The 25918-nt window shown below is 66.2% G+C and carries 18 protein-coding genes; 5 read left to right on the top strand and 13 right to left on the bottom strand.

Annotated features, from left to right (window positions below; all coding sequences use genetic code 11):
• Positions 1 to 122: 122 nt before the first annotated feature.
• Positions 123 to 578 carry a Clp protease N-terminal domain-containing protein gene (locus ACWDV4_RS16395; RefSeq protein ID WP_449979281.1) on the top strand — a complete coding sequence of 152 codons (456 nt, stop codon included), beginning with the start codon at positions 123 to 125 and terminating at the stop codon, positions 576 to 578.
• Positions 579 to 640: 62 nt separating this feature from the next.
• Here ACWDV4_RS16395 and ACWDV4_RS16390 read toward each other — a convergent pair whose 3' ends face one another.
• Positions 641 to 1603: an NAD(+)/NADH kinase gene (locus ACWDV4_RS16390; protein ID WP_449979278.1), complete on the bottom strand. Its 963-nt coding sequence runs from the start codon at positions 1601 to 1603 to the stop codon at positions 641 to 643.
• A 245-nt stretch (positions 1604 to 1848) separates the two neighbouring features.
• Between ACWDV4_RS16390 and ACWDV4_RS16385 the strand changes: the two genes are divergently transcribed.
• Complete coding sequence (locus ACWDV4_RS16385; RefSeq protein ID WP_449979276.1) at positions 1849 to 3132, top strand: alpha/beta fold hydrolase; 1284 nt, start codon at positions 1849 to 1851, stop codon at positions 3130 to 3132.
• Here ACWDV4_RS16385 and ACWDV4_RS16380 read toward each other — a convergent pair.
• The 5 genes from ACWDV4_RS16380 to ACWDV4_RS16360 are packed head-to-tail and all read right to left on the bottom strand — an operon-like array spanning position 3074 to position 8887.
• Positions 3074 to 4132 carry an ABC transporter ATP-binding protein gene (locus ACWDV4_RS16380; protein ID WP_449979273.1) on the bottom strand — a complete coding sequence of 353 codons (1059 nt, stop codon included), beginning with the start codon at positions 4130 to 4132 and terminating at the stop codon, positions 3074 to 3076. The genes ACWDV4_RS16385 and ACWDV4_RS16380 overlap by 59 nt on opposite strands.
• Positions 4129 to 5118, bottom strand: coding sequence for an ABC transporter ATP-binding protein (locus ACWDV4_RS16375; protein WP_449979270.1), 990 nt, complete (start codon positions 5116 to 5118; stop codon positions 4129 to 4131). The genes ACWDV4_RS16380 and ACWDV4_RS16375 overlap by 4 nt, the downstream gene beginning before the upstream one ends.
• Entirely contained in the window at positions 5115 to 6092 is a 978-nt protein-coding gene (locus tag ACWDV4_RS16370) for an ABC transporter permease (protein ID WP_449979269.1), read from the bottom strand. Before ACWDV4_RS16370 ends, ACWDV4_RS16375 begins: the two co-directional genes overlap by 4 nt.
• Positions 6093 to 6148: 56 nt before the next feature.
• Positions 6149 to 7888, bottom strand: coding sequence for an ABC transporter substrate-binding protein (locus tag ACWDV4_RS16365; RefSeq protein ID WP_449979266.1), 1740 nt, complete (start codon positions 7886 to 7888; stop codon positions 6149 to 6151).
• Positions 7889 to 7915: 27 nt separating this feature from the next.
• A complete protein-coding gene (locus tag ACWDV4_RS16360) occupies positions 7916 to 8887 on the bottom strand; it encodes an ABC transporter permease (protein WP_449979264.1) in 972 nt (323 codons plus the stop codon).
• 263 nt (positions 8888 to 9150) lie between these two features.
• Between ACWDV4_RS16360 and ACWDV4_RS16355 the strand changes: the two genes are divergently transcribed.
• The gene (locus tag ACWDV4_RS16355; protein ID WP_449979262.1) at positions 9151 to 10491 is read left to right on the top strand and encodes a M64 family metallopeptidase; all 1341 of its coding nucleotides are present in this window, start codon (positions 9151 to 9153) and stop codon (positions 10489 to 10491) included.
• A 142-nt stretch (positions 10492 to 10633) separates the two neighbouring features.
• Here ACWDV4_RS16355 and ACWDV4_RS16350 read toward each other — a convergent pair whose 3' ends face one another.
• Both ACWDV4_RS16350 and ACWDV4_RS16345 read right to left on the bottom strand, forming a co-directional pair.
• Positions 10634 to 12157 carry a S28 family serine protease gene (locus tag ACWDV4_RS16350; protein WP_449979260.1) on the bottom strand — a complete coding sequence of 508 codons (1524 nt, stop codon included), beginning with the start codon at positions 12155 to 12157 and terminating at the stop codon, positions 10634 to 10636.
• Between the two features lie 134 nt (positions 12158 to 12291).
• On the bottom strand, positions 12292 to 13290 hold the full coding sequence (locus ACWDV4_RS16345) for a LysR family transcriptional regulator (RefSeq protein ID WP_449979258.1): 999 nt from the start codon (positions 13288 to 13290) through the stop codon (positions 12292 to 12294).
• A gap of 109 nt (positions 13291 to 13399) precedes the next feature.
• Here ACWDV4_RS16345 and ACWDV4_RS16340 point away from each other — a divergent pair, with 109 nt between their 5' ends.
• Positions 13400 to 14455, top strand: coding sequence for a M64 family metallopeptidase (locus tag ACWDV4_RS16340; RefSeq protein WP_449979256.1), 1056 nt, complete (start codon positions 13400 to 13402; stop codon positions 14453 to 14455).
• Between the two features lie 121 nt (positions 14456 to 14576).
• Here the strand turns inward: ACWDV4_RS16340 and ACWDV4_RS16335 are convergent, their stop codons facing one another.
• The 5 genes from ACWDV4_RS16335 to ACWDV4_RS16315 form a co-directional block, all read right to left on the bottom strand.
• Positions 14577 to 15179, bottom strand: coding sequence for a hypothetical protein (locus ACWDV4_RS16335; protein ID WP_449979254.1), 603 nt, complete (start codon positions 15177 to 15179; stop codon positions 14577 to 14579).
• A gap of 129 nt (positions 15180 to 15308) precedes the next feature.
• Positions 15309 to 17153: a hypothetical protein gene (locus tag ACWDV4_RS16330; RefSeq protein ID WP_449979251.1), complete on the bottom strand. Its 1845-nt coding sequence runs from the start codon at positions 17151 to 17153 to the stop codon at positions 15309 to 15311.
• Positions 17154 to 17229: 76 nt separating this feature from the next.
• Complete coding sequence (locus tag ACWDV4_RS16325; protein ID WP_449979249.1) at positions 17230 to 18066, bottom strand: hypothetical protein; 837 nt, start codon at positions 18064 to 18066, stop codon at positions 17230 to 17232.
• Positions 18066 to 22133, bottom strand: a complete 4068-nt coding sequence (locus ACWDV4_RS16320) for an AAA domain-containing protein (RefSeq protein WP_449979248.1) — start codon at positions 22131 to 22133, stop codon at positions 18066 to 18068. The genes ACWDV4_RS16325 and ACWDV4_RS16320 overlap by 1 nt, the downstream gene beginning before the upstream one ends.
• Before the next feature lie 195 nt (positions 22134 to 22328).
• A complete protein-coding gene (locus ACWDV4_RS16315; RefSeq protein ID WP_449979246.1) occupies positions 22329 to 23555 on the bottom strand; it encodes a DNA sulfur modification protein DndB in 1227 nt (408 codons plus the stop codon).
• Between the two features lie 146 nt (positions 23556 to 23701).
• On the opposite strand from ACWDV4_RS16315, the gene ACWDV4_RS16310 reads away from it, so the two are divergent.
• Complete coding sequence (locus tag ACWDV4_RS16310) at positions 23702 to 25894, top strand: N-6 DNA methylase (RefSeq protein ID WP_449979631.1); 2193 nt, start codon at positions 23702 to 23704, stop codon at positions 25892 to 25894.
• Positions 25895 to 25918: the final 24 nt, after the last annotated feature.

The raw sequence follows: 25918 nt of genomic DNA, 5'->3' as shown, positions 1-25918 counted from the left end.
AAGACTACGTATCGGTACGATTCCGCAGGTTGCCGTCCTGTTTGGCCTGCTACGCCCGTACGGATCCTTGTCGTGCTCGATGCTTCGACTAGGCTCGACCGCCGAGCCAGAGGGGGTATGCGGTGTTCGAACGGTTCACTGACCGGGCCCGGCGGGTGTTGGTGTTGGCGCAGCAGGAGGCCCGCGACCACAAGCATCCGCACATTGACACCGAGCACATCCTGCTCGGGCTGCTCGCCGAGGGGCAGGGAATAGCACCGTTCGTGCTGGAGCGCCTCGGCCACTCGAAGGAGCAGCTTCGCACGCAGATCGACCAGGTCATCGGATTCGGCAGCGCCGAACCGGTCGGGCATCTCCCGTTCACATCACCAGCCACCCAGGGTCTGCGACTGGCGGCGCAGAGCGCAGAGCAACTCGGGACCGACTACATCGGCACCGAACACATCCTGCTCGGCTTGCTCGCCGAAGGTACGGGGACAGCCCCGCAGCTCCTCAATCGGCTCGGCGTCGATTTGGCCACCGCCCAGCAGGAGGTCAGCCAAGTGGTGGCTCAACTCACCAGGGCCAAGCAACCGTAGGCCAGCACTCCGCCCGGCCGGGAGATGCCATGCGCTGCCGGGGGGATGCCGTGTTCACGGGGTCAGGAGTCGGCTCGTCGGTGCCGTTCGGCGCGGTCGCGCAGCGGCTGTGGAATGAGTTCGAGCAGCTGGTCCGGACGCAGCGGAAGGTCGAGGAGACTGAGCTTGACCCTGGCCCGTTGGGCGTGGACGTCCGCGTCCAACCGGATCAGGGAGACCGCATCGGGGTGTAGCCGGATCGACAGTACCTTCTGCGGATCGAGCTGGTCGAAGCGCGCGCCGTCGACTGACATGAGTAGCGGCTGATCGAGTGAAGGGTTCGCCAGCGAGATCTCGTCGTCGGGGCCGAGCACCACCGACCGGCCGATGCCCGACATCGGTGCCACCGGGGTGAGCACCACGGACGGGGATGACGGCGAGATGACCGGCCCGCCAGCCGCGTAGTTGTAGGCCGTGGATCCGATCGGTGTGCAGCAGACCAGGGCATCGCCCCGGTAGTAGCCGTGCCGCACCCCGTTGACCAGCAGGTCGACGGTCATGCCGGCGAATGGCTCCGGGGCAGTGATCACCACATCGTTGAAGGCCATCCACCCGGCCGCGACGCCCTCGACGTCCACGTCCAGGCAACTGTGCGGCTCCAGTGTGAAGGTGCCCTCGACGATTCGGAGCAGGGCAGCCTCCAACTCCGCTGGGGCGATCTCCACCAGGAAGCCGAGCCGGCCGTGGTTGACCCCCAGAACTGGTACGCCTCGGTCCACCACCAGCCGCATCGCCCCGAGCATCGTGCCGTCACCGCCCAGGCTGACGACAGCGTCGGCCCGGTCGACGAATTCCGCTGTGTCGACCAGAGTGACATCGCTGCCGACCCGGTCGGCGTCCGTCTCCCGAGCTATGACTGCGACCCGGTGTGTGATCCCAAACGCCGTGATCACACGTATCGAGTCCAGCACGCTCCGGCTCGGATGCACCACGAGGCCGATCGTGTACGGGTGCACACCGGCACCACGCTCCGTCGCACTCGCCATAACCGCGATTATGACCCACTATGTTCGCTTTGCCATGCACTTACGGAGTCGTCCCGGGCTGCGCCCGGCGACAACCCGGCGACAGCCCGACCAACATAAGAACCGTTCGCCCGCCGACGCGGGGGCAACCAGCATGGTGGATGATCCCGACATAACCGGGGGGTTGTCGATATCTGGGATGAGACAGCCCGAGCAGCCCCGGGTGATAGTCCGTGCAACCCAACTACTGCTGAGGGTGCATCGGAATGACATTGAGGTACAACCGCCCAGGCCAGGTATGCGTGGAGCATCGGCTGGACGTTCCACTCGATCATGACGATCCGGGCGGACCACGGATCGAACTGTTCGCCCGTGAGGTCGTCGCCCAACATAATGCCGACGCCACGGACCTGCCGTGGTTGTTGTTCCTACAGGGTGGGCCGGGACATGCGGCTGACCGGCCGTCGTCATCGAGCGCCTGGCTACACCAGGCGCTACGGGACTACCGGGTGCTCCTACTCGATCAACGGGGCACCGGCCTCAGCACTCCACTGAACCGGCAGTCGCTGGCCGGGCTCACGGACGCGGAGGCAGCGGCCTACCTGCGTCACTTCCGGGCGGAGGCGATCGTACGGGACGCGGAGCTGATACGCCGGCAACTGCTCGGGGACCGGCAGTGGAGCCTGCTCGGGCAGAGCTTCGGCGGCTTCTGCGCGATGACCTACCTCTCGTTGGCCCCGGAGGGCCTGGCCGAGGTGATGATCGCCGGTGGTCTGCCGAGCCTGACCGCTCCCCCGGACGAGGTGTACCGGGCTGCCTATCCCCGGGCGTTGGCGCACAGCGAGCGGTTCTACGCGCGCTACCCGGGGGACCGTAAGGTCGCGCGCCAGGTAGTCGACCATCTCGCCGACAACGACGTCCGGTTGCCCGGCGGCGAGCGGCTGTCACCCGAGCGGTTCCGGATGACAGGCATCACGTTCGGCACGACGACTGGTTTCGACAACCTGCACCACCTGCTCGAACTGGCCTTCATCTCCGCCCCGCGCGGACCGGTCCTCTCCGATACGTTCCTGCGTGGCGTCGACGGGATGGTGTCGATGGCCGACCGGCCGCTGTACGCGCTGTTACACGAGTCGATCTACTGCCAGGGCCCCGCCTCGGCCTGGTCGGCCAGCCGGGTGCTGGCCGAGTTCGACGAGTTCGACCTGCAGCACCGGGCCGAGGTCAACTTCACCGCGGAGATGTTCTATCCATGGCTCTTCGAGCAGGATCCCGTGCTCAAGCCACTGCGCGGGTGCGCCGATCTGCTGGCCGCGTACGACGACTGGCCTCGGTTGTACGACCCGGACCGGTTGGCCGGCAATACCGTTCCCGTCGCCGCCATCGTCTACTTCGATGATCTCTACGTCGACTTCGCGCACTCGATGATGACCACCGCCCAGGTCCGTGGGCTGCGCCCCTGGGTCACCAACGAGCACGGTCATGACGGGCTCAGTGCCCGTCCTGCGGTGTTCGATCGGCTACGCGCGATGGTTCGAGGTGAGGTGTGAGTTCGGGTGAGGTGTGAGGTGTGAGTTCGGGGAAGTGACAGGCCACCAGGTGGCCCGGCCCGTGCACCTGGACCGGCTCGGGCACCTGCTCCGCGCACCGGTCCTGGGCCTTCCAGCAACGGGTACGGAACCGGCAACCCGATGGTGGGTTGACCGGACTGGGCACCTCACCGGCGAGGTGGATGATTTCGCGTCCTGCCGTACCGTCCGGGTCTGGGTCTGGCACCGCGGACAGCAGCGCGTGGGTGTACGGGTGCGCGGGGCGGGTGTAGAGGGTCTGGCGGTCCGCGATCTCGACGATCCTGCCGAGGTACATCACCGCGACCCGGTGGCAGAAGTGGCGGACCACTGCCAGGTCGTGGGCGATGAACAGGAACGCAATCCCAAAATCGTCCTGAAGCCGGCGCAACAGGTTGATCACCTGGGCCTGGATGGAGACGTCCAGCGCGGAGACGGGCTCGTCGGCGACGATCAACTTCGGCTCGGTGACCAGGGCTCGGGCGATACCGATGCGCTGACGTTGCCCGCCGGAGAACTCGTGCGGGAACCGGTTGTAGTGCTCGGGGTTGAGGCCGACGGTTTCCAGTAGTTCCTGGACGCGACGGCGTCGGCCACCGACAGGGTCGATCCCGTTGACCTCCATCGGCGCGGAGATGATCGCGCCGATCGTCTGACGTGGATTCAGCGAGGAGTATGGATCCTGGAAGATCATTTGAATCTCGGGACGGATCTTTGCCATCGCTCGACGGGAAATGGTGGTCAGGTCGTGTCCGCCATATCCGATGTGCCCTGCGGTCGGCTGGATCAGTCGGGCCACCATGCGCCCGGTGGTGGATTTGCCGCACCCGGACTCCCCCACCAGGCCCAGGCTCTCCCCTGCGGAGACCTCGAAGTCCACGCCGTCGACGGCCCGTAGTACGCCGTGGCGGCGGCCGAGCAGTCCACCGCCACGGACGGGAAAGTGTTTGGTCAGGCCGGTCACCTGCAACAGGGGGCTCATCTACGGTCCTTGAGGTCGAGCAGTACGTCTGGTGCGAGATGGCAGGCCACGTCCCGCCCCGCCGGTCGTTCGGTCCGGCAGCGGTCACCGCCGACCAGCACGGTGTACGCGCAGCGCGGGTGGAACGCGCATCCGGTGGGCGGGTCGAGCAGGCTGGGCGGCTGTCCCTCGATGGGTTCCAACGCCCTGGTCAGATCACCGTCCAGCCGAGGGGTGGCGGCCAGCAGGCCACGACTGTAGGGGTGCCGGGGTGTCTTCAGCACCTCGCGTACGGAGCCCCGCTCCACGCACCTGCCGGCATACATCACCAGCACCTCGTCGGCGGCGCTGGCCACCAGGCCAAGGTCATGGGTCACCAGGATCACCGCGGTGCCGTACTCCTGGCGGATCCCGCCGAGCAGATCGATGATCTGCGCCTGCACGGTCACGTCGAGCGCGGTGGTGGGTTCGTCGGCGATGAGCAGGTCCGGGTCGCAGACCAGGGCTATCGCGATCATCACGCGCTGGCGCATGCCGCCGGAGAACTGGTGCGGATACTCGGTGGCCCGTGACCGTGGATGTGGGATGCCGACCCGGGCGAGCACCTCGACGGCGCGTTCCCGGGCCTTGGCCCGACTCGCGCCGCAGTGCCGGCGGTAGCTCTCGGCGATCTGCTCACCGACGGTGTGGTACGGCGAGAGTGCGGTCATCGGATCCTGGAAGATCATGGCGATCCGGCTGCCCCGAAGTCGCATCAGTTGCCGCTCGGACGCGGCCAGCAGGTCGGTGCCGTCGAAGCGCACCTCGCCCTCGATCTCGGTCCGCCGTCGGTCGTGCAGGCCGAGCACGGCCAGGTTGGCCACGGACTTACCGGAGCCTGATTCGCCGACGATCGCCAGCATGCGGCCCCGGTCGAGGTCGAAGGAGAGACCGTCGACCGCTTTGACGACGCCGTCGTCCAGCGGAAAACGCACCCGCAGTTCGCGTACGGACAGCAGCGGGCTCATCGGGTCCGCACCCTCGGGTCGAGAGCGGCGTAGCAGGCGTCAACGACGATGTTGGCCAGCAGCATCGCGGCGGCGGCCACCAACGTGACACCCATCAGGATGGGCAGGTCGGCGTTGGTCACCGACTTCACCGCCAACTGCCCGATGCCGGGAATGTTGAAGGTGGTCTCGGTGATCACCGCGCCGCCGATGAGCACCGCCAGGTCCAGGCCGAAGATGGTGGCCAGTGGCGCTGCCGTGCCGCGCGCGGCGTACTTGAAGAAGACGGTTCGACCTGGCAGCCCCTTGGCCCGGGCGGTACGGACGAAGTCCTCGCCAAGTGTCTCGATCATCGTGGAGCGGGTGAACCGCGTGTACGTCGACGTGTAGACGAAGGCCAGGACGATCCAGGGCAGCAGCATCCCGGCCAGCCACTGGCCGGGGTCCTCCAGCGGGCTGGTGTAGCCGGGCCGGGACAGCAGTTGCCACTGGTCCACTAGCACGTACATCGCCACGATGCCGATGAAGTAGATCTGTAGGGAGGAGCCGACGAGGGCGAAGCCCGTGGCGGTCTTGTCCAGCCAGGTGCCACGGAACCGCGCGGCCAGCATGCCGCTGCCGGTTCCGGTGATCAGGAACAGCACGGCCGCGCCGAGTGCGAGGGAGAGGGTGGCCGGGAACCGGTCGACCAGCACGTCCAGGACCAGGCGGTTGTCGGTGAAGGAGTAGCCGAGACAGGGCGCGGCGCAGTGCACGTCTCCGATGTCGCGGCCGGCCACCAACCCGACCAGGTAGTTCCAGAACTGGGTTGGCAGGGGCTGGTCCAGACCGAGGCTCTGCCGCGCGTGGGCCAGCATCTCCGGCGTGCAGATCTTGCCGCAGAACAGCCGCGCCGGATCTCGCGGTACCGCGTAGAAGAGCATGAACGTGACCGCGATGATCACCAACAGGATGGCGACCGCCCCGACCAGCCGACGGACGAGGAAAGAGAACATGGCAGGACTTTCGGGGGGTAGGCCCCGGGCGGGCGGATGCCCGCCCGGGTGCGGGTTCAGCTCCTGAGGAAGAGGTTCGCCAGCGAAGTCGCGCCATAGATGTCAAGCTCGGCGCCGCCCACGTTGGAGCCGTGCAGCCGGGTGGTACGTCCGTACACGTACGGCACGACCGGAACCTGCTCCATGATCTTCTTGTCGAGCGCCATCCACTGGGCGTTCTGTTCGGCCACGTCGCCGATCGCGGCGATCCGGTCGATCTCGGCGTTGACGGTGGCGTCGTTGTACCGGGCGTAGTTGTAGGTGCCGTCGGCGATGGTCCGACCGTCGAACAGCACGGGGATGAAGCCGGACCCGCCCGGCCAGTCCGAGGCCCAACCGCCGGAGTACAGGTCGAATCCGTTGTCCTTCTTGTTGGACTCGTCGTACCAGGTCTCGGCGCTCACCGGCTTCTTGACAATCTTGAACCCGGCCTTCTCCAGGCCCTGCTGGACGGCGACGGCGATACGTTCGTTGGCCTCGGTCTGCTGGTAGGCGTAGACGATGGTCGGGGTGGCACCGGCCAACAGCTTCTTCGCCGCGTCGGGATCGCCGGTCGGCGGCACATTGAACAGGTCGTAGTTGCTGAAGCCCTGCACGGTCGGGCTGAGGATCGTGGTGGCGAAGTCGCCGTAGGCCGGTCCGCCCTGGATCTGGCGTACCTGCTGTTTCGGGAACGCGGTGAGGATCGCCTTGCGGACGTTGAGGTCGGTCACCCGGGTGGTGTTGATCGCGTAGTAGTAGACGTAGGGGTTGACGCCGGAGAGCAGCCGCGCCTTCAGCTCCGCCCGGGTCTGTACCTGCTCGGCGTACTGGCTGTCGATGCCGAAGCTGAGCGAGATGGCGTTGCGGTCAGGGCCAACGTCGGCGATGAACTGCTGGGTGGCCTGCTGGGTCTGTAGACCGAACTTGACCTCCCACCGGTCCGGGTAGTTGTGGCGGATCGGATCGGTGGCCGGGTCCCAGTGCGGGTTACGCACCAGCGTCAGCTTGGTGTCGTCGTGGCCTTCCACCTTGTACGGGCCGGTGGAGACCGGCGCGTTGTCGTACGCCTTGCCGTCCCGGCTCTTCTGCACGGGCGAGGTGTAGGGCATCGCTACCGCGAACGGGAACTCCGCGTGGACGTCCTTCAGGCGGAAGATGATCGTCTTGTCGTCGGGGGTCTCGACCACGTTGTCCGGCAGCGACCCGCCCTTCGCCGGTCCCTGGTACGCCTTGGTGTAGTCGCTGCCCGACAACCACTGCGGCACGTACTTGGGTCCGAGCACCTTTGCCGGGTCGTAGAGGCGCTCGACGCCGTACTTGATGTCCTTGGTGGTGACCGGCGTGCCGTCGTCGAACTTGACGCCGTCCTTCAGGGTGAACTTCCAGGTCCTGCCGCCGTCGGTGGTGGTCCCGGTGTCGGTGGCGAGATCGCCCACCAGTACGAACTTCCCGTCCACCTTCTTGTAGGCGGTCAGTTGCCGGGTGAACAGCATCGAGATGGCCTGGGCGTTGTTGGGGTACACCTCGGCCGGGTCGAGGTGGGTGATGTCGGTCTGTTCGTAGACGGTGACCGTGCCACCGGTACGGGCACCCGGCACCGGGGCGGCGGGACCGGTCGAGGCGGCAGCGTCACCGATCGTCACGGTGGATGTCTCCGCCTTGCTGGGCGGTGGCGAACTGTTGGCTCCCTGGTTGCCGTCCGAGCACGCCGAACTGGCCAGTACGACTGCGGCCAGTAGGCCCGCAGAGGTGGCTCTACCCACGGATTTCTTCATATCGGAATCCCTTCGGAGGTTGGTGATTCAGCGGGATGCCTTGGGATCCAGGGCGTCCCGGACGGAGTCCCCGAGCAGGTTGAAGGCCAGCACAAAGATCAACATCGCCAGGCCAGGGATGATCATGTACGTGATGTCGCTGGCGTACACCTGGGCGCCTCGGTGGATCATGCGACCCCAGTCCGGGGTGGGCTCCACGATGCCGACCCCGAGAAACGACAGTGCCGCCTCGGCCGTGACATAGGCGGGCAGGTCGAGAGTGACCGTGACCAGGATGGGTGTCCACAGGTTCGGCAGCAGCTCGCGGCGGATGATCCGCCACCGCCCTGCCCCGCTGACCCGTGCGGCCTCGATGAACTCCCGTTCCCGCAGCGACAGCACCTGCCCGCGCAGCAGCCGGGCGGTACGGGTCCAGCCGAAGAAGGACAGCACGATCACCAGGGCCGCGATCCGCAGCGACACCGGCGTCTCCTCGTCCGGTGACACGAACAGCGCGGTCACCACCGGCATGATCGTGATGAAGAAGAGCAGACCGGGGAAGGCCAGCAGGACGTCGATGACCCGGCCGATCGCGAAATCGGTGAACCCGCCGAGATATCCGGCGGCGATCCCCAGGAGCACACCGACGACCGTGACGATGACGACCACCGCCATCGCGATGAGCAGCGAGGTACGGATGCCGTACACCAGTTGGGTAAGGACATCGCGACCCAGTCCCGGCTCCAGGCCAAGCCAGAACTCGCCGTCGATACCACCGTTGGGCTTGATCGGATAGCCGTACTCGTTGAGCAGCCCCGGCTGGTTCTGACCATAGGTTTCATACGGGTTCTTCCCGTACAGCCAGGCGATCAGCGGCGCGCCAAGCCCAACAAGAAAGAAGAGCAGGACGACGACACCAGAGACGACCCCGGTCCGGTCACGACGGAACCTCATCCAGGCGAGTCGCCCGGGCGAACGCCCCTCGCGCTCTCCGACGGCTGAAGGTCGACGTACGAGCATCGAACGCCTTTCACAGGGGGCTGAAGTCCAGCGATCGTCACACGCGACCAGGCACCCGGATACCTCTCGTCTTGCCATACCAGGCCAGTTATGGTTCCGCCGATCACCCATCTCGGCTCGGGATAACCCGGCCGTTATATCTGACCCTGACCTGCGGATTCACCCACCCGGCAAGGCAGCGTCCCACCCGGATCGGGCCGGACGTGACCCGAACGTGACCACCGGCCGGCAACATCCTGCGCACTTCTCAGAAAGGAGAACCCGTGCGCAGACTTCCTCTGTTCGTCGGCGCCCTTCTCGCCACCAGCTGTGCCCTGGCCGTACCTGCCCACGCCCAGGAACCGAACAGGCTCAAGGTCGAGGTCTTCAGCGAGCACGGCCCGGAGGGCTATGTCGAGGTTCCGGCCCAGGTGGGTTCCCGCGCCCGCACCTCGGCCACCCCGACCGCCACGGTGACGCCGATCGAGATCAACGGCCCCAGCGACAAACGCATCGACCTGGTCTACCTCGGCGACGGCTACACCGAATCCGAGCAGGACCTGTACGCGACCCAGGTGGCCTACAGCTGGAACATCCTGGCCCAACGCGAGCCGTTCCTGAGCTACCGCAAGCTCTTCAACGTCTGGCAGGTCAACGTCATTTCCAACGAGTCCGGGTCCGACAACGACCCCACCGAGGGCGTCCTCAAGGACACCGCGCTCAACAGCGAGTACTACTGCAACGGCCTGGCCCGGCTGGTCTGCCTCGACGTCCCCGCCGCCGAGTCGTACGCGGCGCTCGCTCCCGCGTTCGACCAGATCGCCGTCGTCATCAACAGCCCCACGTACGGCGGTGCCGGCTACACCGATGAGGACCTGGTCACCTTCTCCGGCGGGCACTCGGCCGGGGCGGAGATCCTGCCGCACGAACTCGGTCACTCCCTCGGCGACCTGGCCGACGAATATCCGTACTGGGCCTACCCAGACGACGGCAGCCTGTACACGGGTGAGGAACCAGCGCGCCCCAACGTCTCCATCTACAACGCCGAGCAGCAGGTGGCGCAGCGGACAAAGTGGTGGTACTGGCTCGGTGAGGAGAGCCCGGACGGCGGCACCATCGGCGCGTTCGAGGGTGCCTACTACTACAACCTCGGCATCTACCGCCCCAGCGACAACTCGCTGATGCGCTCGCTACGCAAGCCGTTCAACCTGGTCGGCCGGGAGGAGATGACCCGCAAGTTCTACGAGTCGACCGGCCTGGTCGACAGCGCCACTCCGAGTACGGCACCGGTGGCGGGCCGGGCAACGCTGACGGTCGCACCGGTACCCATCCCGACCGTCTCCACCCGCTGGTTCATCAACGGCCACGAGATCACCGAGTGGGCTGGCCGTACCTCGGTCGAGGTCCTGGCGAAGAAGCCGAAGCAGCGGAAGGGGCAGCCGGAGTCGCCGTGGTGCGGTCGCAAGGACCTGCGGGCCAGGGACACCTGCACCTACACCGTGCAGGTCTTCGACTCCACCGACTTCGTTCGGAACCCCACGTACCAGCGGGCTGCCCTGACCTCGACGATGACGTGGACGGTCCAGAAGCGGCACGGTAACGGCCACGACAGCCTCGCCTGGTAGCCAGCGTCTCGCGCCCGGTAGCCAGGGTCTCGCGCCCGGTAGCCAGGGTCTCGCGCCCGCTAGCCAGCGCGACGGCTGGCTTCTCGCAGAGGGTGTCCAGGCCGGAAGTCACACCGGCCTGGACACCCTCGGGTGATCTGACTCAGTGGCGGCACGCCCGTGGATCGCCGTCCGCCACGCAAAGCGAGTCCAGCTCTACCCGGAAGCCCCGCACCGGCAGCTGTCTGGTCCCCCTGCTGCTCTGCCCCTGCACCGACTCGCCCGTCGAATCCGGCGTGGCCCAGCGCAGCAACGCGGCAGTGGCCACGGCCGCGTTATCCGAGGTCAGCCCGGCGATATTGGCACCATGGTTGGCGCCGGGTGCTTCGAACACGAACGAGTCCTGTGTGCCGGGGCCGAGCCGGAACCGTTCCGAGCCCCACGGGTCGCGCTCACCGTAAACGAACATCAACGTCGAGCCGTCGTGCCGGACCCAGTTGTCGACGTGACGCATCACCTGCGGTTCGAACCGGGCGACCGGGATGTCACGTGGCACCCAGTTCTCCGCGTCGTACGCGCCGGGGTAACGCAGCAGACCCTTGAGGTGGTTGAACTTGAGACTGGGGGCGCCGAGCTGGGTCGCCGCCTGGTAGTAGTACGGCGCGTACGGCGTCAGGCCCTGGTCGGTGTAGAAGGTGAAGCCCGCGACGTTGTCGAGGAAGTCCCAGATGTCGTCCGTCGCTGCCCCGGTCTTCGGCACAGTCGAACACCAGCTCTGGCCCATGTACTGCCAGAAGGCCCAGACCGTATCCATCACCAGCATCTCGAACGCCACATCGGCCGTACCGAAGATGCTGGTGAACGTGAGACCGTTGGTCGTCGCGTACGTCTCGAACCGCGACACGAGCTCGCCCCGCCGCCGTAGCGCCTCGGCCTGGAGGTTGTTCAGGTCAGCCCGGCAGACCGGGTCGGTGCCCACCGTCGCGAAGAAGCGGTCGTAGGCGGAGTCCTCCCGGTTGACCACGTCGTTGGGGGCCACATAGGCGACCGTGCCGTCGACGTCGTCCGGGAAGAAGCTGCGATGGTAGACGGCGGTCATGCCGCCCTTGCTGCCACCGGTCGAAATCCACTTGCCGGCGTAGATGCTCTTGAACGCCTGGACGATGCGATGCTGGTCGTTCGCGGCCTGCCAGATGTTCAGATCCCGCCAGTCGGCCGGGGTGGGCCGGGACGGAACGAAGAAGCGGTGTTCCAGCGAGATCTGGTTGCCGCCGAGTAGCCGCGTGGGCTCCGATCGCGAGGTGCCGGTGGAGACGCCGTAGCCGGAGGTGTACAGGACCATTGGAAGGTCGGCGTCGAGGTGCATCAGGTTGATGCGCTGCGTAAAGCTGCCCTTGCTGGGGTCACGGTGGTCGTTGGGCTGGCTGAAGTTCAGGATGAACTGCCGATAGCCCAGAGCCACCGTCCGGTCGGTAAGCACCGTCACGCCGGGGATCGCCTCAACCCGGTCACGGATGTCCACCGCAGCGGTCTCGGTTGCCGTAGTGGTGCCGGTCGTCTCAGCCGTGCCGGCCGTTGTGGTGCCGGTTGTCTCAGCGACAGCCGGCGTGGAGCTGACCACGGCACCCCCGCCGCTGGCAAGCGCCAGCACGAGTGCAAAGTTCGATATTCGTCGCCAATGCGTCACGGAGTCTCCTCGGATAGGCGCAGCCAGCCAGATCGATCGCCCACGAGCGTGGCGTGACCGACCCGTACCGTCACGTTCTTGATGTGCGGCTGAATGACTGTGGCCCATCCGGGCCGATTGGGGAAGATGCCAGGTCAGACATCATCCATAAGATTAATATTATGTCCAGTTGCGACGGTTGGGGATACCTCGTGACCGTGCCGACGTCGCCACCGGAGGTACTCCGGCCGCCGTGCGGCATATGCCTGGTACGCCTCACGCGCCAGCCGGACGAGATCGTCGAAGTGTTCGGCCAGCGGGCCGTCCCGGCGGCACACCAGCAGGTGGCGCAGGGTGATCGGGCTGCCGGCAAGGGGTCGCACCACGACGCCGTCGCTGGCCGGAAAAACGGCCTGACAGGGGCTGATGGCCCGACGGGTGGCGACCATCTCCCGAATCGGAACCGCATCGGAGATGCTGTACAGCACACGTGGAATGAAGCCCGCCTGCTGACACGCCAGATGCCAGCAGTCCGGCCAACCAGCCCCGTCCGACGGGGTCAGCGCCATCGGCTCGTCGGCCAGATCCACCAGATCGACCTCGTCGCGCTCGGCGAGCCGATGCCCCTCCCACAGGGCCACAAAGACCGGCTCAAGCACGATCACCTCCCACAACACGGTGGGCGGTGGCCGCAGCTCGAAACCCGGATAGTCGAGCACGGCGGCGGCGTCCAACCGGCCGGAGAGCAGCAGTTCCCACAGCAGCCGTGGCGAATACTCGGCGTGCAGTCGCACCTCGACGTCGGGAAGATGGTCACCGAGCCGATCGGCGAGCCCGACCGAGACCGGGCCGGCGATGCCGCCGAGGCGTACCGTGTCGATCACCGGCCGGATCTGGCGAGCGGCGGTGCGGTGCAGGTCCTCCATGGCCATCAGCACCGTACGGGCGCGGACGAGAACGAACTGCCCCAGCGACGTCGGTCGCACACCGTGCCGCCCCCGAGCGAAGACCTGGCCGCCGATCTCCCGTTCCACCCGCTGCAGCAGCGCCGTGAGGGCCGGCTGGGACACGCCCAGGGTGGCTGCGGCCTTCGTGATGCTTCCGGTGTCGGCGATGACACACAGGGCGCGCAGGTGGCGCAGCTCCAGGTTCATAAGGCGGATGTTATGGCATGTCGCGATTGTCGAACGTCTCAGATCCACGTCGATATTTAGATGCAGGCCGCGCGGCCATCCATTCACAGACGAGTCTAGGAGGCCCTCGTTGCGCCCCATCATCCGATCAGCCGCCGTTGCGGCGCTCGTCATGGCAGCCGCCGCCGTCGTAGCGCCGGCCCCGGCACTCGCTGCCCCGACGCTCACAGCTCCGACGCTCACAGCCCCGGCCTCAGCCTCGGACGAAACCCGGTGGTTGGAAGCGTTCTCACCCGACGGGACGATAACCCAGGTACCCACCCCGGCCCAGGCCAGCTCAGCGCCGGCCGCCGGCATCACCGCAGCGCCCCCGCCCGCCGCGGTCACCGCTCTCCAACAGACCGGGAGTACGGCCGACCGCTTCGACCTGGTCTTCGTCGGCGACGGCTACACGTCGTCCCAACTCGCCCTCTACCACCAGCACGTCGCCGAGAAGTGGGCCACCCTCACCACGATCGCCCCGTACAGCACCTACAAGAACTACTTCAACGTGTGGATGGTGGACGTCGTCTCCGCTCAGTCCGGTGTGGACAACGATCCCACCCAGGGCATCAGCAAGAACACGGCGCTGGGAATGTACTTCTGGTGCTCAGGCACTGAACGCCTGCTCTGCCTCAACGAATCGGCGGCCCAGTCGTACGCCGCGAACGCCCCGGCGGTCGACATGATCGTCGCCATCGGCAACAGCACCAAGTACGGCGGCGCTGGCTACAACACCATGGCCACCGCATCCGGCGGTAACGCCCAGTCCGGCCAGATCGTCCAGCACGAGCTGGGCCACTCCATCGGTGGCCTGGCCGACGAGTACGACACTCCGTACAACCGCTACTCGGGGTCAGAACCCAGCGCGCCCAACGTAACGAGGTACACCGCCAGCCAGCTCACCTCCCGTCAGCACAAGTGGTACGGGCTGCTGGGACAGAGCACGCCAGACGGCGGCGTTATCGGTGCGTACGAAGGGGCGGCCTACTACAAGTACGGCCTCTACCGGCCGTCAGAAAACTCCCTCATGCGCTCGCTCGGCAAACCGTTCAACACGATCGGGTTGAACGTCATGACACAGAAGCTCCTCGCGAGGATCAATCTCAACGCGGCACTTCCCGCCGGCTACGACCCGATCGGCTAGGCACTCGACCAGTCATCCCGCCCCGACAACGGCAACCTTCCCAGTGGTGCGCGACGGTGTCTCGAGGTAGCTGGTCTGCTTGGCGACCAGACTTCGAGGCACCGTCGGTATGGGCGGGAACTCAGGCGGCTACTTTCGTCGCACCATAAAGTCCCAAAGACGGCAGATCGTCAATCTTGCTAGGGTCCACACTCCACCGACTGGCGACCTGCATCACGTGCTCCTCATCAGGAGTAGTGGCAAACCATTCATCCCACTCGTCGTCAGTCAAGTCGTCCAGGTCGGCCGGCGCTGGTCGCGTTCCGACGCCCAGTTCGCGCTCAGCATCGCTGGGCTCGCCAACAAACTGCGGCACCTCGCCCGACTCACCGACATAGCAGTACGCCCGCAGCACCTGGCCCGCCCGCGCATGAGCCCAGGCATGATATTCCACTACCCGATGGGTTCCGAAGAACTGCACTTCACCGAGCACGGCGCTTAACTGCGCAAGCTGCTCGACAAATTCAGGTGTCGTCGCATCGAGCAAGTCGCTGAGGGTGTCGGCGCCGTGGGCAAGGACCCAGCCCGAGACCGGGCCTGCGACGTAAACGCCGCCACGGTAAGCGGCCTCCACACCTTCACTCCAAGGCAGCGGACTGGCCAACTCAAGCCCAAGCGCAGCAGCGACGTCATTGACGGTGACGTCGCGCACTGCGATCCACGTCGTCTTGTATCCAAACCCCACGGGGCCCCCTCTCAATCGGCCGGTGACGTTACCGCTCACGTCGACGAATGACACACCTGAGCCCTAGATAAACTGTGAAACCCCGGCCTGCCAGCAGCATGGCGGGCCGGGGTTCGCCGCATAGCACCGTCAGTTCGTTTGCCCAGTTGGCAGATGCCGGCCGATATAGCCGACATAGAGCCGACCGCTCTGCGCCGTGTCGTCGTAGTAGTGCATCCTCGGGCTGATCATCGCGAATCGCGCGATCTTGAAGTGTGCCCCCATGAAGGTCTTTCCGCTCGGATGGACCGATGTCGGCACGGGAAGCTCACGTACCTTCCTATAGGTACGGTTGGTCCGTACCTGCTCGCTCTCGTCGCGAGCGTGCCGTCTCGCCGACCACCTGTGGCAGCCGTCCGGGGTGTTCTCGAGGAAGCCCTGCACATCCCGGTCCCAGCGTCCGTCGGCTTTCGCGGTCGCGTAGTCCTGAAGCACCAACAACGCGTCCCAGGTCTTCGAGGCCCACGCCCCCAGAATCTCATTGCTGTCGAGGTCTGCTGCCTGGTCCGGATCGCCGGTGAACTCGACGCACTTAAGCCTCGGCAGCCAACGGAGCAACTCGCCAAAACTGTCCGGCCGGGATATATCTTCTTCAGTGGGCTGCGTCGTCCAGGCCAGGTCCGCCTGACCGGTCGTTGCCAACTGCTGACGTAGCGCACGGACCATCTCCTCGGAGCGGGTCAGGCTCTTAACCGCCTCGCCGTTTTCGAGCTGCTCGTCCTCCAACTGCCGGATGACTTCTCGGTAGCTCGTCTGCGTCTCGTCGAGTTCGGTCTGCAGTTGCTCCAGTCGAGCGGCAACGTCTTTCTGCGTCTCCTGAGACGATCTGCCGATCTCGGCCCAGTGGGCGATCTCATCTATTCGGTCGACAGTGAGGCTTCCCAGACCAATTCTGATCTTGAGGTAGTCGAGCAGCATGCTCTGCTGCGTGTCTACCTCGTCCAGATGACGTTCGCTCCTCGCTGTCTCAGCGGCTGCGACCGCCGACGACGAAGACATCAGTGATGCCGGTGTGACACCCGCATCGCCGAGGCGATGCACCAACATCTCGTCGGCGATGCGTTCCAGCATCCGGTGCACCCGCGCTACTGCGGATGGCAATGGTTGCTCGAGCGCCTGCAGTTGCGCATGCGCGGCAAGCATCCGGGCAAGGCGATCGTGTTCGCTGTCGTCCAGGATGCGATCGGTGCCCAACACCCGGTGACGCAGTCCGTCGACGTCCGAGTCTGGCTGCACCTGCGACCGATAGGTACGCAGCCGACCAGGCAGCACGGCGTGCGCCTGGCCAACCCGGTCGTTGAGCAACCGGGTTGCTTCACCGTCGAGCACGTAGCAAGCGGCCATGCCCTTGGTAAACCGGGTCAGCTTCGCAATCAACTCCACCCACGGGCCGAACGGCAACATGTCGTCGCCGCCGGCAACGAAGACGACTCCCCGCCGATCCGGATCGACAAGGGCCTGATAGAGCTCCTCGACCTCGTCACCACGGATTATCACCGGGCGGGTCGTCAGGCGAGCAGTGCCGTCCCAGGCGTCGAGCACATCGAGGATCGGTGCAACGAACCGGGGGGTGCCGGCACGTCGCGCTCGACTAGGCGAGTCCACACCGTCAGGCTCCGGAGGCTCGATGTCGATCCAGGCCCACGCCTCACGGTCCTTGGTGTTAGGCACATGGGTGGTCAGCTGGGTAACCCACTGGCCCTCCGTCTTCTGCTCGGCAATCCGTACCCGAACCGAGGCTGAGCCGTCCTGCCCTTCGTGTTCCAGTAGGAGTGCCCGTGCGTTGTCGCCGATGGTTGCCCACCGGTTCATGCGTAGCGCAGCCGGGTCCCAACCCTTGGGGCCCGCAATCCACCGGTCGAGTTCTTCCCGTACCAGCGGCAGTAGATGGTTCCGTTCGTGATGGGTCGTGAACACCGACCTGAAACCGAGCATGATGCCGTCCTGAGGGGTTGTCCGCGAGCGGGCCTGGCCAGCTGCCTAGCCCGACTCGCTCGTCACTGCGGCGGGATTAGAGGGCAGACTCCAGGTCATTGAGAAGGGCGTGCACGGGCGCCCAGCACATCCGAACGGTGTCCATGTCCGGTACGAGTCCGTAGTCAATCTGGTGTCGGGGGTGCACGAAGTTGCGGTAGTCCCGAACCTTGTCCATGAAGTCCTTGGCGTCAGCCTGGATCCACTCCTGTTTGTGGGCGTGATCCAACAGGAGATGCAGGCCGGCACGATCGGCTGAGACACGTCGACCCCGCCGATCAACCAACCCGTTCGCGCGCACCTGCTCGTCATGCCGCATGACGACGGCGTGTAGCAGCCCTTCGACAAAGCTGCCGATGCCGATGATCGCCAGGGCATAGGCTCCGTTGGTCTGGCAGACCGTGGCCTCATCGGCGCGCGCCATGAGGATGTCGACCGCCTTGCCGTCGCCAGCAAGTCGTCGCACTCGCGCAGGTAGGTCGGGTGGTGGCCCGTACGAGGGGGTGTCGCTGGTCTGACTGAGCTGACCGAGCACCGGGCGTCCGCCGACGTACGTGACGGTGAGCTGCTCAGGTGCCAGGATGCGGTTGAGCTCCTGGGCGATTGGTTCCACAGCTTCGATGCCACCGTCGTACTCCAGCGGGTCGCAGATGCGGCAGAGCAGTCGGTCGAGGGCGGCGGCGTCATTCGCGTGCTTGGTCAGTACCTCGGTAAGCCAGGGCACCCGCGGCGAGCCGTCATACTGCGAATCGCCAGGCCACCGGACCCGGTGCAGGAACCGCTCGACCTGCCATCCGTTCCGCTCGTACGGACCGTCAAGGTCGCAGATCAGGCGGGCTACCCGTTCCAGGGTGAGCGGGTCGAGGGACACCATCAAGACACCTCCAGGTCGACGCGCTGCTGCGCGATGTCGAGTGCTTCAGTCAGACGACGGAAGATCACCGATCCCCGTTTACGGAACCCGAGCTCGGTCATTGCCTCCTGCACACGTTCATCCCGATCCCGCTGCAGCTGGTCGCTCAGCAGCCAGGTGCAGATCCGTACCAGTTGTTCGCGGGTGTACTCGGTGATCCGTAGGCCGGTCGGGACGTTGGGACGCGGGCCGCGACGGGACGCTGGGGGCGACGGCGGTTCAGCTGCCGGTGCCGGCTGGTTATCCGCCGCCCGATCAACCCGATCGGCCCGATCAGCCTGGTCAGCACGCTCTACCGCCTGCTGCCAACGGGCGACGAGCCGCGCAGTCTCGCCGGCGGGGTCCCGGTACCAGTCAGTCGACCAGATCCGGTGAAACTCCCACCCGAGTCGTTCCAGGTGCTGCTGACGCAGCCGGTCCCGGTCCCGGGCGCTGTGCGCCTGGTGGTAGGCGTGGCCGTCGGTCTCGACGGCGAGCACCATGCGGCCGGGCTGCTCCGGGTGCGCCAGCGCCAGGTCGATCCGGTAGCCGGAAACTCCCCACTGCGGCACCGCAACGATGCCCTGCTGCTGCACGGCAGTCAGCACACTCTGCTCGAGGCCGTTCAGCGTGACATTGGTGTGCTGCCGCGCGCCGAGGTCGCCGTCCTGGGCGACGAACTCCAGGTAGCGGCGGAGCAGTTCAGGGCCACGATTCTTGGCTGCCGCAGTCTGGGTCGGGTCCATGTCGTGGTGGGAGAAGGAGCTCAGTACGGTCATCCGACTCCGCGCTCGGGTGACCGCGACGTTCAGCCGCCGTTCTCCGCCTTCCTGGTTGAGTGGGCCGAACTTCAGCGTTAGTCGCCCATCCCGGGTCTTGGCGTAGCCGATGCTGAGGATGATCGCGTCTCGCTCGTCGCCCTGGACGTTTTCCAGGCTCTTGATGAAGAAGCGCTGACTTGCGGCACGGTCCTGGGAGAAGAACTCGTTGAGGTCCGCACGGTCACGACGCCGGCTACGCAGTGCGATCTCGATCCGTTGAGCATGCGGATTCCCCATGGTGATCACTCCGAGGCTTTCGTTCGGGCGCTGCTCGGCGTGCTCCAGGATCAGCTCGACCGCCCGGTTGACCTCCTCGGGTGATGAGCCTTTCTGTCCTGGGACGACACGGCCATCCACCGTCTCCAACCGCAGCGGGCTGTCCACCTGCACCCCGGGGAACGTCACCAGTGTCCGGTCATAGATCTCTTGGTTTGAGAAGGCAATCAATCGTTCGTCCCGGCTGCGGTAGTGCCAGGTCAGGCGATACCGGTCCGAGACCATGCCGCTGAGAACGTCAAGGATGGACTCGTAGTCCGTGAGGTTCTCCTCGTCGTCATCGTCGTCACCGGAGTCGGCCTGTGGGACGAAGCGCTTGAAGAATGACATCGGTGGCAGCTGTTTCGGGTCGCCGGCCACGACGAGTTGATTGCCGCGCATGATCGAGGCGACCGCGTCATGCGGCTCGACCTGGCTCGCCTCGTCAAAGATGACCATGTCGAAGAGTCGCTCGGCAGGAAGTATCCGACTGACCACGAGGGGCGACATGGCCCAGCACGGAAACGCGGCGAGGAGCACATCCGGTGCGCTGCTGAGCAGCTTCCGCAGCGGCATGTGCCGGGTTTTCTTCGTCGCCTGCCCGCGTACGAGCAGGTTCTGGTCGGGATTGGCGTCCCGGACCTTGCGCAGGTTGACCGCCACGTTGCGACGTACTCGCTGCGCCGCCACGGCGATGTGCGCGTGGTCCGCTGCGCGGAAGTCCTCGACGACCGCGGCGTGCTGCTGACCCATGAACTGGCCGAGGTACGGCACTCGCATGCGCATCTCGTCGAAGACCACCTGAAGCCAGGCGCGCAGCAGGGTGTCGGCGGCCTCGTCACTGGAGACATGCCGCGCCGCCAGGTCATCAAGCAGGTAGCTCAGTCCCAACGAGCGGAAGCGTTCCTGCTGCTTGTTGAGGTCGGGCATGCGGAACAGGGTGTCGCGGTCGGCGTCCAGCTCGGCGAGGGCATTGGCGGCACTGGTTGCTGGTCCCCGATCGAGGCCGTCGATACGGGCACAGGCCGCCACCGCAGCAAGGTCGTTACGCACCCGCATGAAGGACGACAAGCAGAGATCAGCTCCGGCCAGTGCCGTGGGCGCGCTGTCCTGGCGGCTGAGCTTCTGCCACCGCTCGCGTTGCGCCACTGCGGAAACCAGGCCCTGGTACATCTCGGGTCGCTTCCGGGGCGCGGCTGGGCAACGCCGCCGCAGTTCTCGGCGTAGCTTGAGCCGTCGAAACCGCCCGAGTGGTTCCTTCCGGTGTGGCCGAGAGCGTCTCGGTGCCGTCGCGTAAACGTAGTCGTCGAGCTCAGGCCCGAAGACCTGCTCGCCATAGCTGGCAATGCTGCGCTCCACCTCGCTGAGCAGGTCGAACAGCCTTGTCCAGGCAGCAAAGTCATCCGGTACGTCCAGCCCGGCTCGGTCGACGAGCTCCCGGATCTGCTGCTGTGCTCCCTGCAGGGCACCAGCGGCGAGCCCATCGAGATGGACCAGCACCTTACCCACATCGTCCGGAGTGCGGATTGCGGCCTTTGCCCAGGGTGACTCACCACGCCAAATCCGCAGCCCGCCTCGGTCGACGAAAACTCGGAGATCCTCCCGCACGGCCTCCATGGCCGACCAGTCCAGGTGCCTGAGGCTGGACGCCCGCAGGTTGTACTTGCTGACGTCGTATGCCGGTAGGGCAAGTAGCTGTTCGATCACCTTGAACGCACTGATGCCCCAGGGCTTCCGGAGTTCGTGCAACTCGGCCGGGTGCCGTTGGGCTGCAGCCCGCCGACCATGTAGGCGTCGGTGTAGCTCACCCGCGTCGACTGGTGGCTCGCTGCCGGCTCGGGCAAGAACCTCAGCGATGCGCTGCGCCACCTGCCGCTTGCTGATCTTGCGGTCGTGCAGATCGAGTACGAGGTTGTCGAGTCCGACGTCGCCAAGGCGGTTCGTCACGGCTTCGATGGCGGCCCGCTTCTCGGAGACGAACAGGACACTGCGCCCCATGGCGCCCATGAACGCGATGATGTTCGCAATCGTTTGGCTCTTGCCAGTGCCGGGCGGCCCCTCGATCACCACGTGCCGTCCCGACAGCACCGCGTCGATGACGCACTGCTGGGACGAGTCCGCGTCGTGAACCAGGAACTCCTTGGCTGGGTCGATTCGATCAGCGCTGGAGCTGGGCCCCTGAGCCGGTTCGGTGCGCAACTCCTGCCGGGCATCCTGACTTCCGGCCATCGCTGCGATCACCGGGTGCGATCCCAGCAGCTCCGCCGAGGACCGCAGGTCCTGGACCATGGGCAACTTGTCGAAACTGAAGACATCGGCGATCACGGTTGACTCAAGCCGCAGCGACAACCCACTGGGGGCGACCGCCTTGGCAATCATTTCGTAGGCGGCGTCCAGCTGCTGTTGCGGGTCGGCGGTGTCGACCAACATGGTGGCCAAGTTCTCGTGTAGGGCGCTGATATCCGCTTCCACGCCGTACTGCCGCTCAAGCGCATACAGCAGCACAGGGTTGATCTCGGGCGAATCAGAAAGCTCCAGAGTGAAGTCGTTCTCGGTCGCGGTCCGGCTCTCCAACGCCATCTGATGCAGGAGCAGCGGTGCCCGCAGCGGTTGCATCGGTACGGACCCACGGGTGTACGACTCGACCATGCAGATCAGACCGCGAGCTACCCAACCGGCCTGGATGCCCTGCTCCTCCTCCAACTCGACCAGCTTGCGACGTAGGCCCCGGGCGGTGGTGCAGGCACTGCTGTGGCGTTCCTGGTCTGAGAAGAGCGTCCGTAGGCGGACCTTCTGTCCCCGCAGCAGATCGGTGACAGCTCCGGTGGCGGCCCCGGCGAAATCAAGCGTGCCCGCCTTCCGCTCCTTGAAGTAGAGCAACGTGTTGCGCGGACCGAAGTCGATCAGCTGGTCTGCCCATCGGCCGGCGGCCTGTTGGACAAGGTTGAGCACATCCGGTTGGGTCGACACCATCTCGTCTCCCATATCAGTTGGCGTAGGCCAATGCCGATCTGCCAGGCCACCGGCCCGAGGCAAAGCCCTACAGAATAGGGCCCAGAACACTTCTGCGTATGCGTCAGATTTCCGACAGTGACGATCGGCTAGCCTGCTGGTCAGCAGACCAGCCGATCGTTGGTTCTGTGCCGGCGACAGCACCGGTCCGGCTGGCTACCGACCGCGGATCTTGCGACCGCTTTCGGTGTCGGGGTAGAGGATGGCGTCGGCGACCCGACCGCCGGAGTCCTTCGCTCCACCGCCGAAGTTGAGTACGCCGGCGGAATTGGCACTGGCGGCTACACCGTCCCAGTAGCGGGCCTCGCGCTCCCAGCGAATGCTCTGCAACAGGTCCAGCAGGTCGCTTTCGGTAAGGGGGATGCCTCCCGTGGCCCAGCCGGTGGCCTGGTGCGCGGCGATGCCGATGCCGGCCAGGACGGCCGGGGCGGAGGCTGCGGACCGGGCGGCGAGCTGCGGATAGAGCTGCGCGAGCAGGGTGGACAGCAGCGGCACGACACGACGTTCGATCCGTTCAGCGGTCACCGACGCGGGCAGCTCGGTAACGCGAACGGTAGCCGAGGAGAGGCCGAGTCCCGGACGACCAAAAATGGCGGTGATGACGAGAACTCGCAATGCGGAGAGGGTGATCAGCTCGGGGTCGGTCTTGGTGAGCTGACGCTTGCGCGCCTGGATGAAGGTGCTGAAGGAGACCAACTTGCCGCCGTGTTCGACCTTGACCGCCTCCGCGATGCGGTGGGCAAGCTGGGTGCCGAAGTCCCGCTGGTCCATGGACATGGCGAGGTTCTTCGCCACCGGGACGCCCTCGACGTTGCGGTCGTAGAAGATCTGCCGAGCGTCCTCGACGCTGAGTCCCCAGTACAACTCGAACGGCAGCCGAACCCTTTGCAGGGCGGTGTAGGTAAGGCCGTACTCCTCGGGGTCATCGTAAAGCTCGTGCAGTGCGGTCACCTGCGTCTCGCCGTCGATGGCGACGACCGGGGACCCGGCGAGCAGGGTAATCCGCACAATGCCGCTACCGGGGACAAGCTCATCACTTACGGCGCCGGGCTCGTCGGCGAGCCAGAGGGTGATCGGCGGGGTGGACCAGCCGGAGCCGAAGTCGCCGTTGATGCCGGCGGCGATGTAGCGGGCGTAGCCGGCGACGTTGCGGCCCTTCTGGGTCGCCTTGAGAGTGCGCTGGACCAGCGAACGGATCTCGGCGTGCCGACGCATCGCCCCGGACGAGAACTTCAACGCCCGCTTGTCCTCCTCCACCTTGGGCGAGGGGACAAGCTGTAACAGCGCCGGCAGCCCGATCGTGCCGATCACAGCATCGGCACGGAAGGGGGTGACGGTCAGCTGGATGCCTTCGACAGCAGCGGTCGGCATGGTGATGGACACGAGAGTCCTCCTGAGCAGGGGTCGCAGCCCGCCTGGTCGTACGCGGGCAGGGGGAACGGGGAAGTCAGCGGCGGATCAGGGAAGCGAGCCGGCACAACTGAAACCAGACCCTAGCACAGTCTTCGCTGAAAACTATGTCAAACAGCATGAGCACCTTCGACTCGTGTAAGGTGCGAGATACCGCGCCAGCTACTGACAGGACGCCCATGTCGCAGCCCACCCAGGTCACCGCCGCCGAGATCTCCCGGCTGGCCGGCGTTACGCGCGCCACCGTGAGCAACTGGCGTCGGCGTCACCCTGACTTCCCCGCCCCAACAGGCGGTACAGAGGCGAGCCCGACCTACGACTTGGACGCTGTGCGGACCTGGCTTGCCGCACGCGGACAGTTACCCGCCAACTCCCCCGTCGATGAGTTGCGCATTGCTCTGCGCACCATCGCAGCCGACCCCGCACACCGAAGCAGATTGCTCTCCCTCGTTGTGACCGTGAGTCGCATTCCCGACACTAAGCTCCAGAAGATCGCCAAACTTCCTGACGAGGAGCTGTCCACATGGGTGCAACAGACGACCTCGTCAGCCACCGCAGACTCCCCCGACGCCACCGATTCGAACCTTCCGCCCACCTCGGCCGAACTGCTGCGCGCGCTGTTGCGCTGCGTCGCTGCGGTAGGTGCGGTACAGACGGTGGATGTGCTCGCCGAGGGCGAGGACACCGAGACCAAGGCAACCAGCAGCTATCACACGCCGACCCCGCTGGCCGAGCTGATGGCCGCACTTCTCGACAATCCTGGCGAGGCGTACCCGGAAAGGGTTTTTGATCCGGCGTGCGGTACCGGTGCGCTACTCCTGGCCGCCGCCGAACGCGGGGCTGACAAGTTGTACGGCCAGGACATGCTGCCGCTGGCCGCCGCGCAGGCCGCCGCCCGACTCGTCGTACAGGTCGAGGTCAGCGAAACGCAGATTCGGGTGGGCGACAGCCTGCGAGCCGACGCGTTTCCGGCACTGACGGTCGACGCCGTGCTCTGCGCACCGCCGTACGGCCAGCGGGCTTGGGGGCAAGAAGACCTGGCGTACGACCCTCGGTGGATCTTCGGGTTGCCGGCCAGAAGCGAGCCGGAACTCGCCTGGCTGCAACACTGCCTCGCCCACCTGGCCCCGGGCGGTCAGGCGGTGCTGCTTATGCCACCGGCCAGCGCCGAGCGCCCAGCGGGTCGACGGGTCAGGGCCGAGATGCTGCGCAGCGGGGCACTACGAGCCGTTGTCGCCCTGCCCGCCGGAATCGCACCACCACTACACATCGGCCTGCACCTGTGGCTGCTGGAACGGCCCCGGCCCGAGACGGCCCTGCCGTCGAGCGTCCTCCTGGTGGATGCCGCGGCCCCGGACCCTACTCGCGGTACAACGGTCGGAACGCCGGACCAGCGGCCCAACTCGGACTGGTCGAGCATTGCCCGTGCGGTGCTCGACACCTGGCACCACTTCACCCGGCAGCCCGACAACTTTCCCCCGATGCCCGGTACGGCGCGGGCGGTCCCGGTTATCGATCTGCTCGATGAGGCGGTTGATCTCACCCCCGCCCGCCATGTCCGTGCCGCCCCGGTGCCTGCCCAGCCAGACAAGCTCGCCGAACTGGCGCAGGAGCTGTGCACCCAGCTACATCGGGCGGCAACCGGACTGCTGTCCTTCAGCAGCGACGCAGCGAACTGGCAGCCGGTCGGGGCCGCGCCGCTTGCCTGGCGTACGGCTAGTGTCGCGGACCTGGTGCGGGGTGCGGCGTTGACGCTGCTCCGCGCGTCGGCGTCGCCCCGCAGCTCCTCCCCCACCCAGTCGGGCTCGCAGATGCTCCGGACGCTGACCGCCCGGGATGTGGTGACGCGTCGACCGGCTTCGGGCAGCGCGGAGGAGCATTCCGCGCCGGAGCGGATCCTGATCCAGGAGGGGGACATCATCCTGCCGGAGATGCTGCACGAGGGTGTGGGCACCGCGCGGGTGGCCGATGCTGGCGACGACGGCAAGCTCCTCGGCCGGCATCTGCATCTCCTGCGTCCCGACCCGAGCCGACTCGATTCGTGGTTCCTCGCTGGGTTCCTCTCGGCCGAGAGCAATCTGAACGCCGCGTCATCCGGCTCCACTGTGGTCCGGGTCGATCCGCGTCGGCTGCGGATTCCCCTGCTGCCGCTGGCCACACAACGGTGGTACGGCGAGGCGTTTCGCCAGCTCAACGCGCTGCGCTCGGCGGCGGACCTCACCAACCTGCTGGCTAACGAAACGACCCGTACGCTTGCAGCCGGACTCACCGGCGGCGCGTTGCTCCCACCGGGACCTACCCCACCTGCCTGATCCTCGACCTGACGTTCGTCAGAA

Source organism: Micromonospora sp. NPDC003197 (assembly GCF_053590565.1).
The sequence above is the reverse complement of the archived record's forward strand: the minus strand, read 5'-3'. Positions and strand labels throughout refer to the sequence as shown.

What these genes read in the sequence shown, in the direction of transcription:
- ACWDV4_RS16325 (WP_449979249.1), bottom strand. Translation starts at nt 18,066, where the DNA reads ATGGTGTCCCTCGACCCGCTCACCCTGGAACGGGTAGCCCGCCTGATC.
- ACWDV4_RS16370 (WP_449979269.1), bottom strand. Translation starts at nt 6,092, where the DNA reads ATGTTCTCTTTCCTCGTCCGTCGGCTGGTCGGGGCGGTCGCCATCCTG.
- ACWDV4_RS16310 (WP_449979631.1), top strand. Translation starts at nt 23,702, where the DNA reads ATGAGCACCTTCGACTCGTGTAAGGTGCGAGATACCGCGCCAGCTACT.
- ACWDV4_RS16360 (WP_449979264.1), bottom strand. Translation starts at nt 8,887, where the DNA reads ATGCTCGTACGTCGACCTTCAGCCGTCGGAGAGCGCGAGGGGCGTTCG.
- ACWDV4_RS16320 (WP_449979248.1), bottom strand. Translation starts at nt 22,133, where the DNA reads ATGGTGTCGACCCAACCGGATGTGCTCAACCTTGTCCAACAGGCCGCC.
- ACWDV4_RS16375 (WP_449979270.1), bottom strand. Translation starts at nt 5,118, where the DNA reads ATGAGCCCGCTGCTGTCCGTACGCGAACTGCGGGTGCGTTTTCCGCTG.
- ACWDV4_RS16380 (WP_449979273.1), bottom strand. Translation starts at nt 4,132, where the DNA reads ATGAGCCCCCTGTTGCAGGTGACCGGCCTGACCAAACACTTTCCCGTC.
- ACWDV4_RS16385 (WP_449979276.1), top strand. Translation starts at nt 1,849, where the DNA reads ATGACATTGAGGTACAACCGCCCAGGCCAGGTATGCGTGGAGCATCGG.
- ACWDV4_RS16390 (WP_449979278.1), bottom strand. Translation starts at nt 1,603, where the DNA reads ATGGCGAGTGCGACGGAGCGTGGTGCCGGTGTGCACCCGTACACGATC.
- ACWDV4_RS16365 (WP_449979266.1), bottom strand. Translation starts at nt 7,888, where the DNA reads ATGAAGAAATCCGTGGGTAGAGCCACCTCTGCGGGCCTACTGGCCGCA.
- ACWDV4_RS16330 (WP_449979251.1), bottom strand. Translation starts at nt 17,153, where the DNA reads ATGCTCGGTTTCAGGTCGGTGTTCACGACCCATCACGAACGGAACCAT.
- ACWDV4_RS16345 (WP_449979258.1), bottom strand. Translation starts at nt 13,290, where the DNA reads ATGAACCTGGAGCTGCGCCACCTGCGCGCCCTGTGTGTCATCGCCGAC.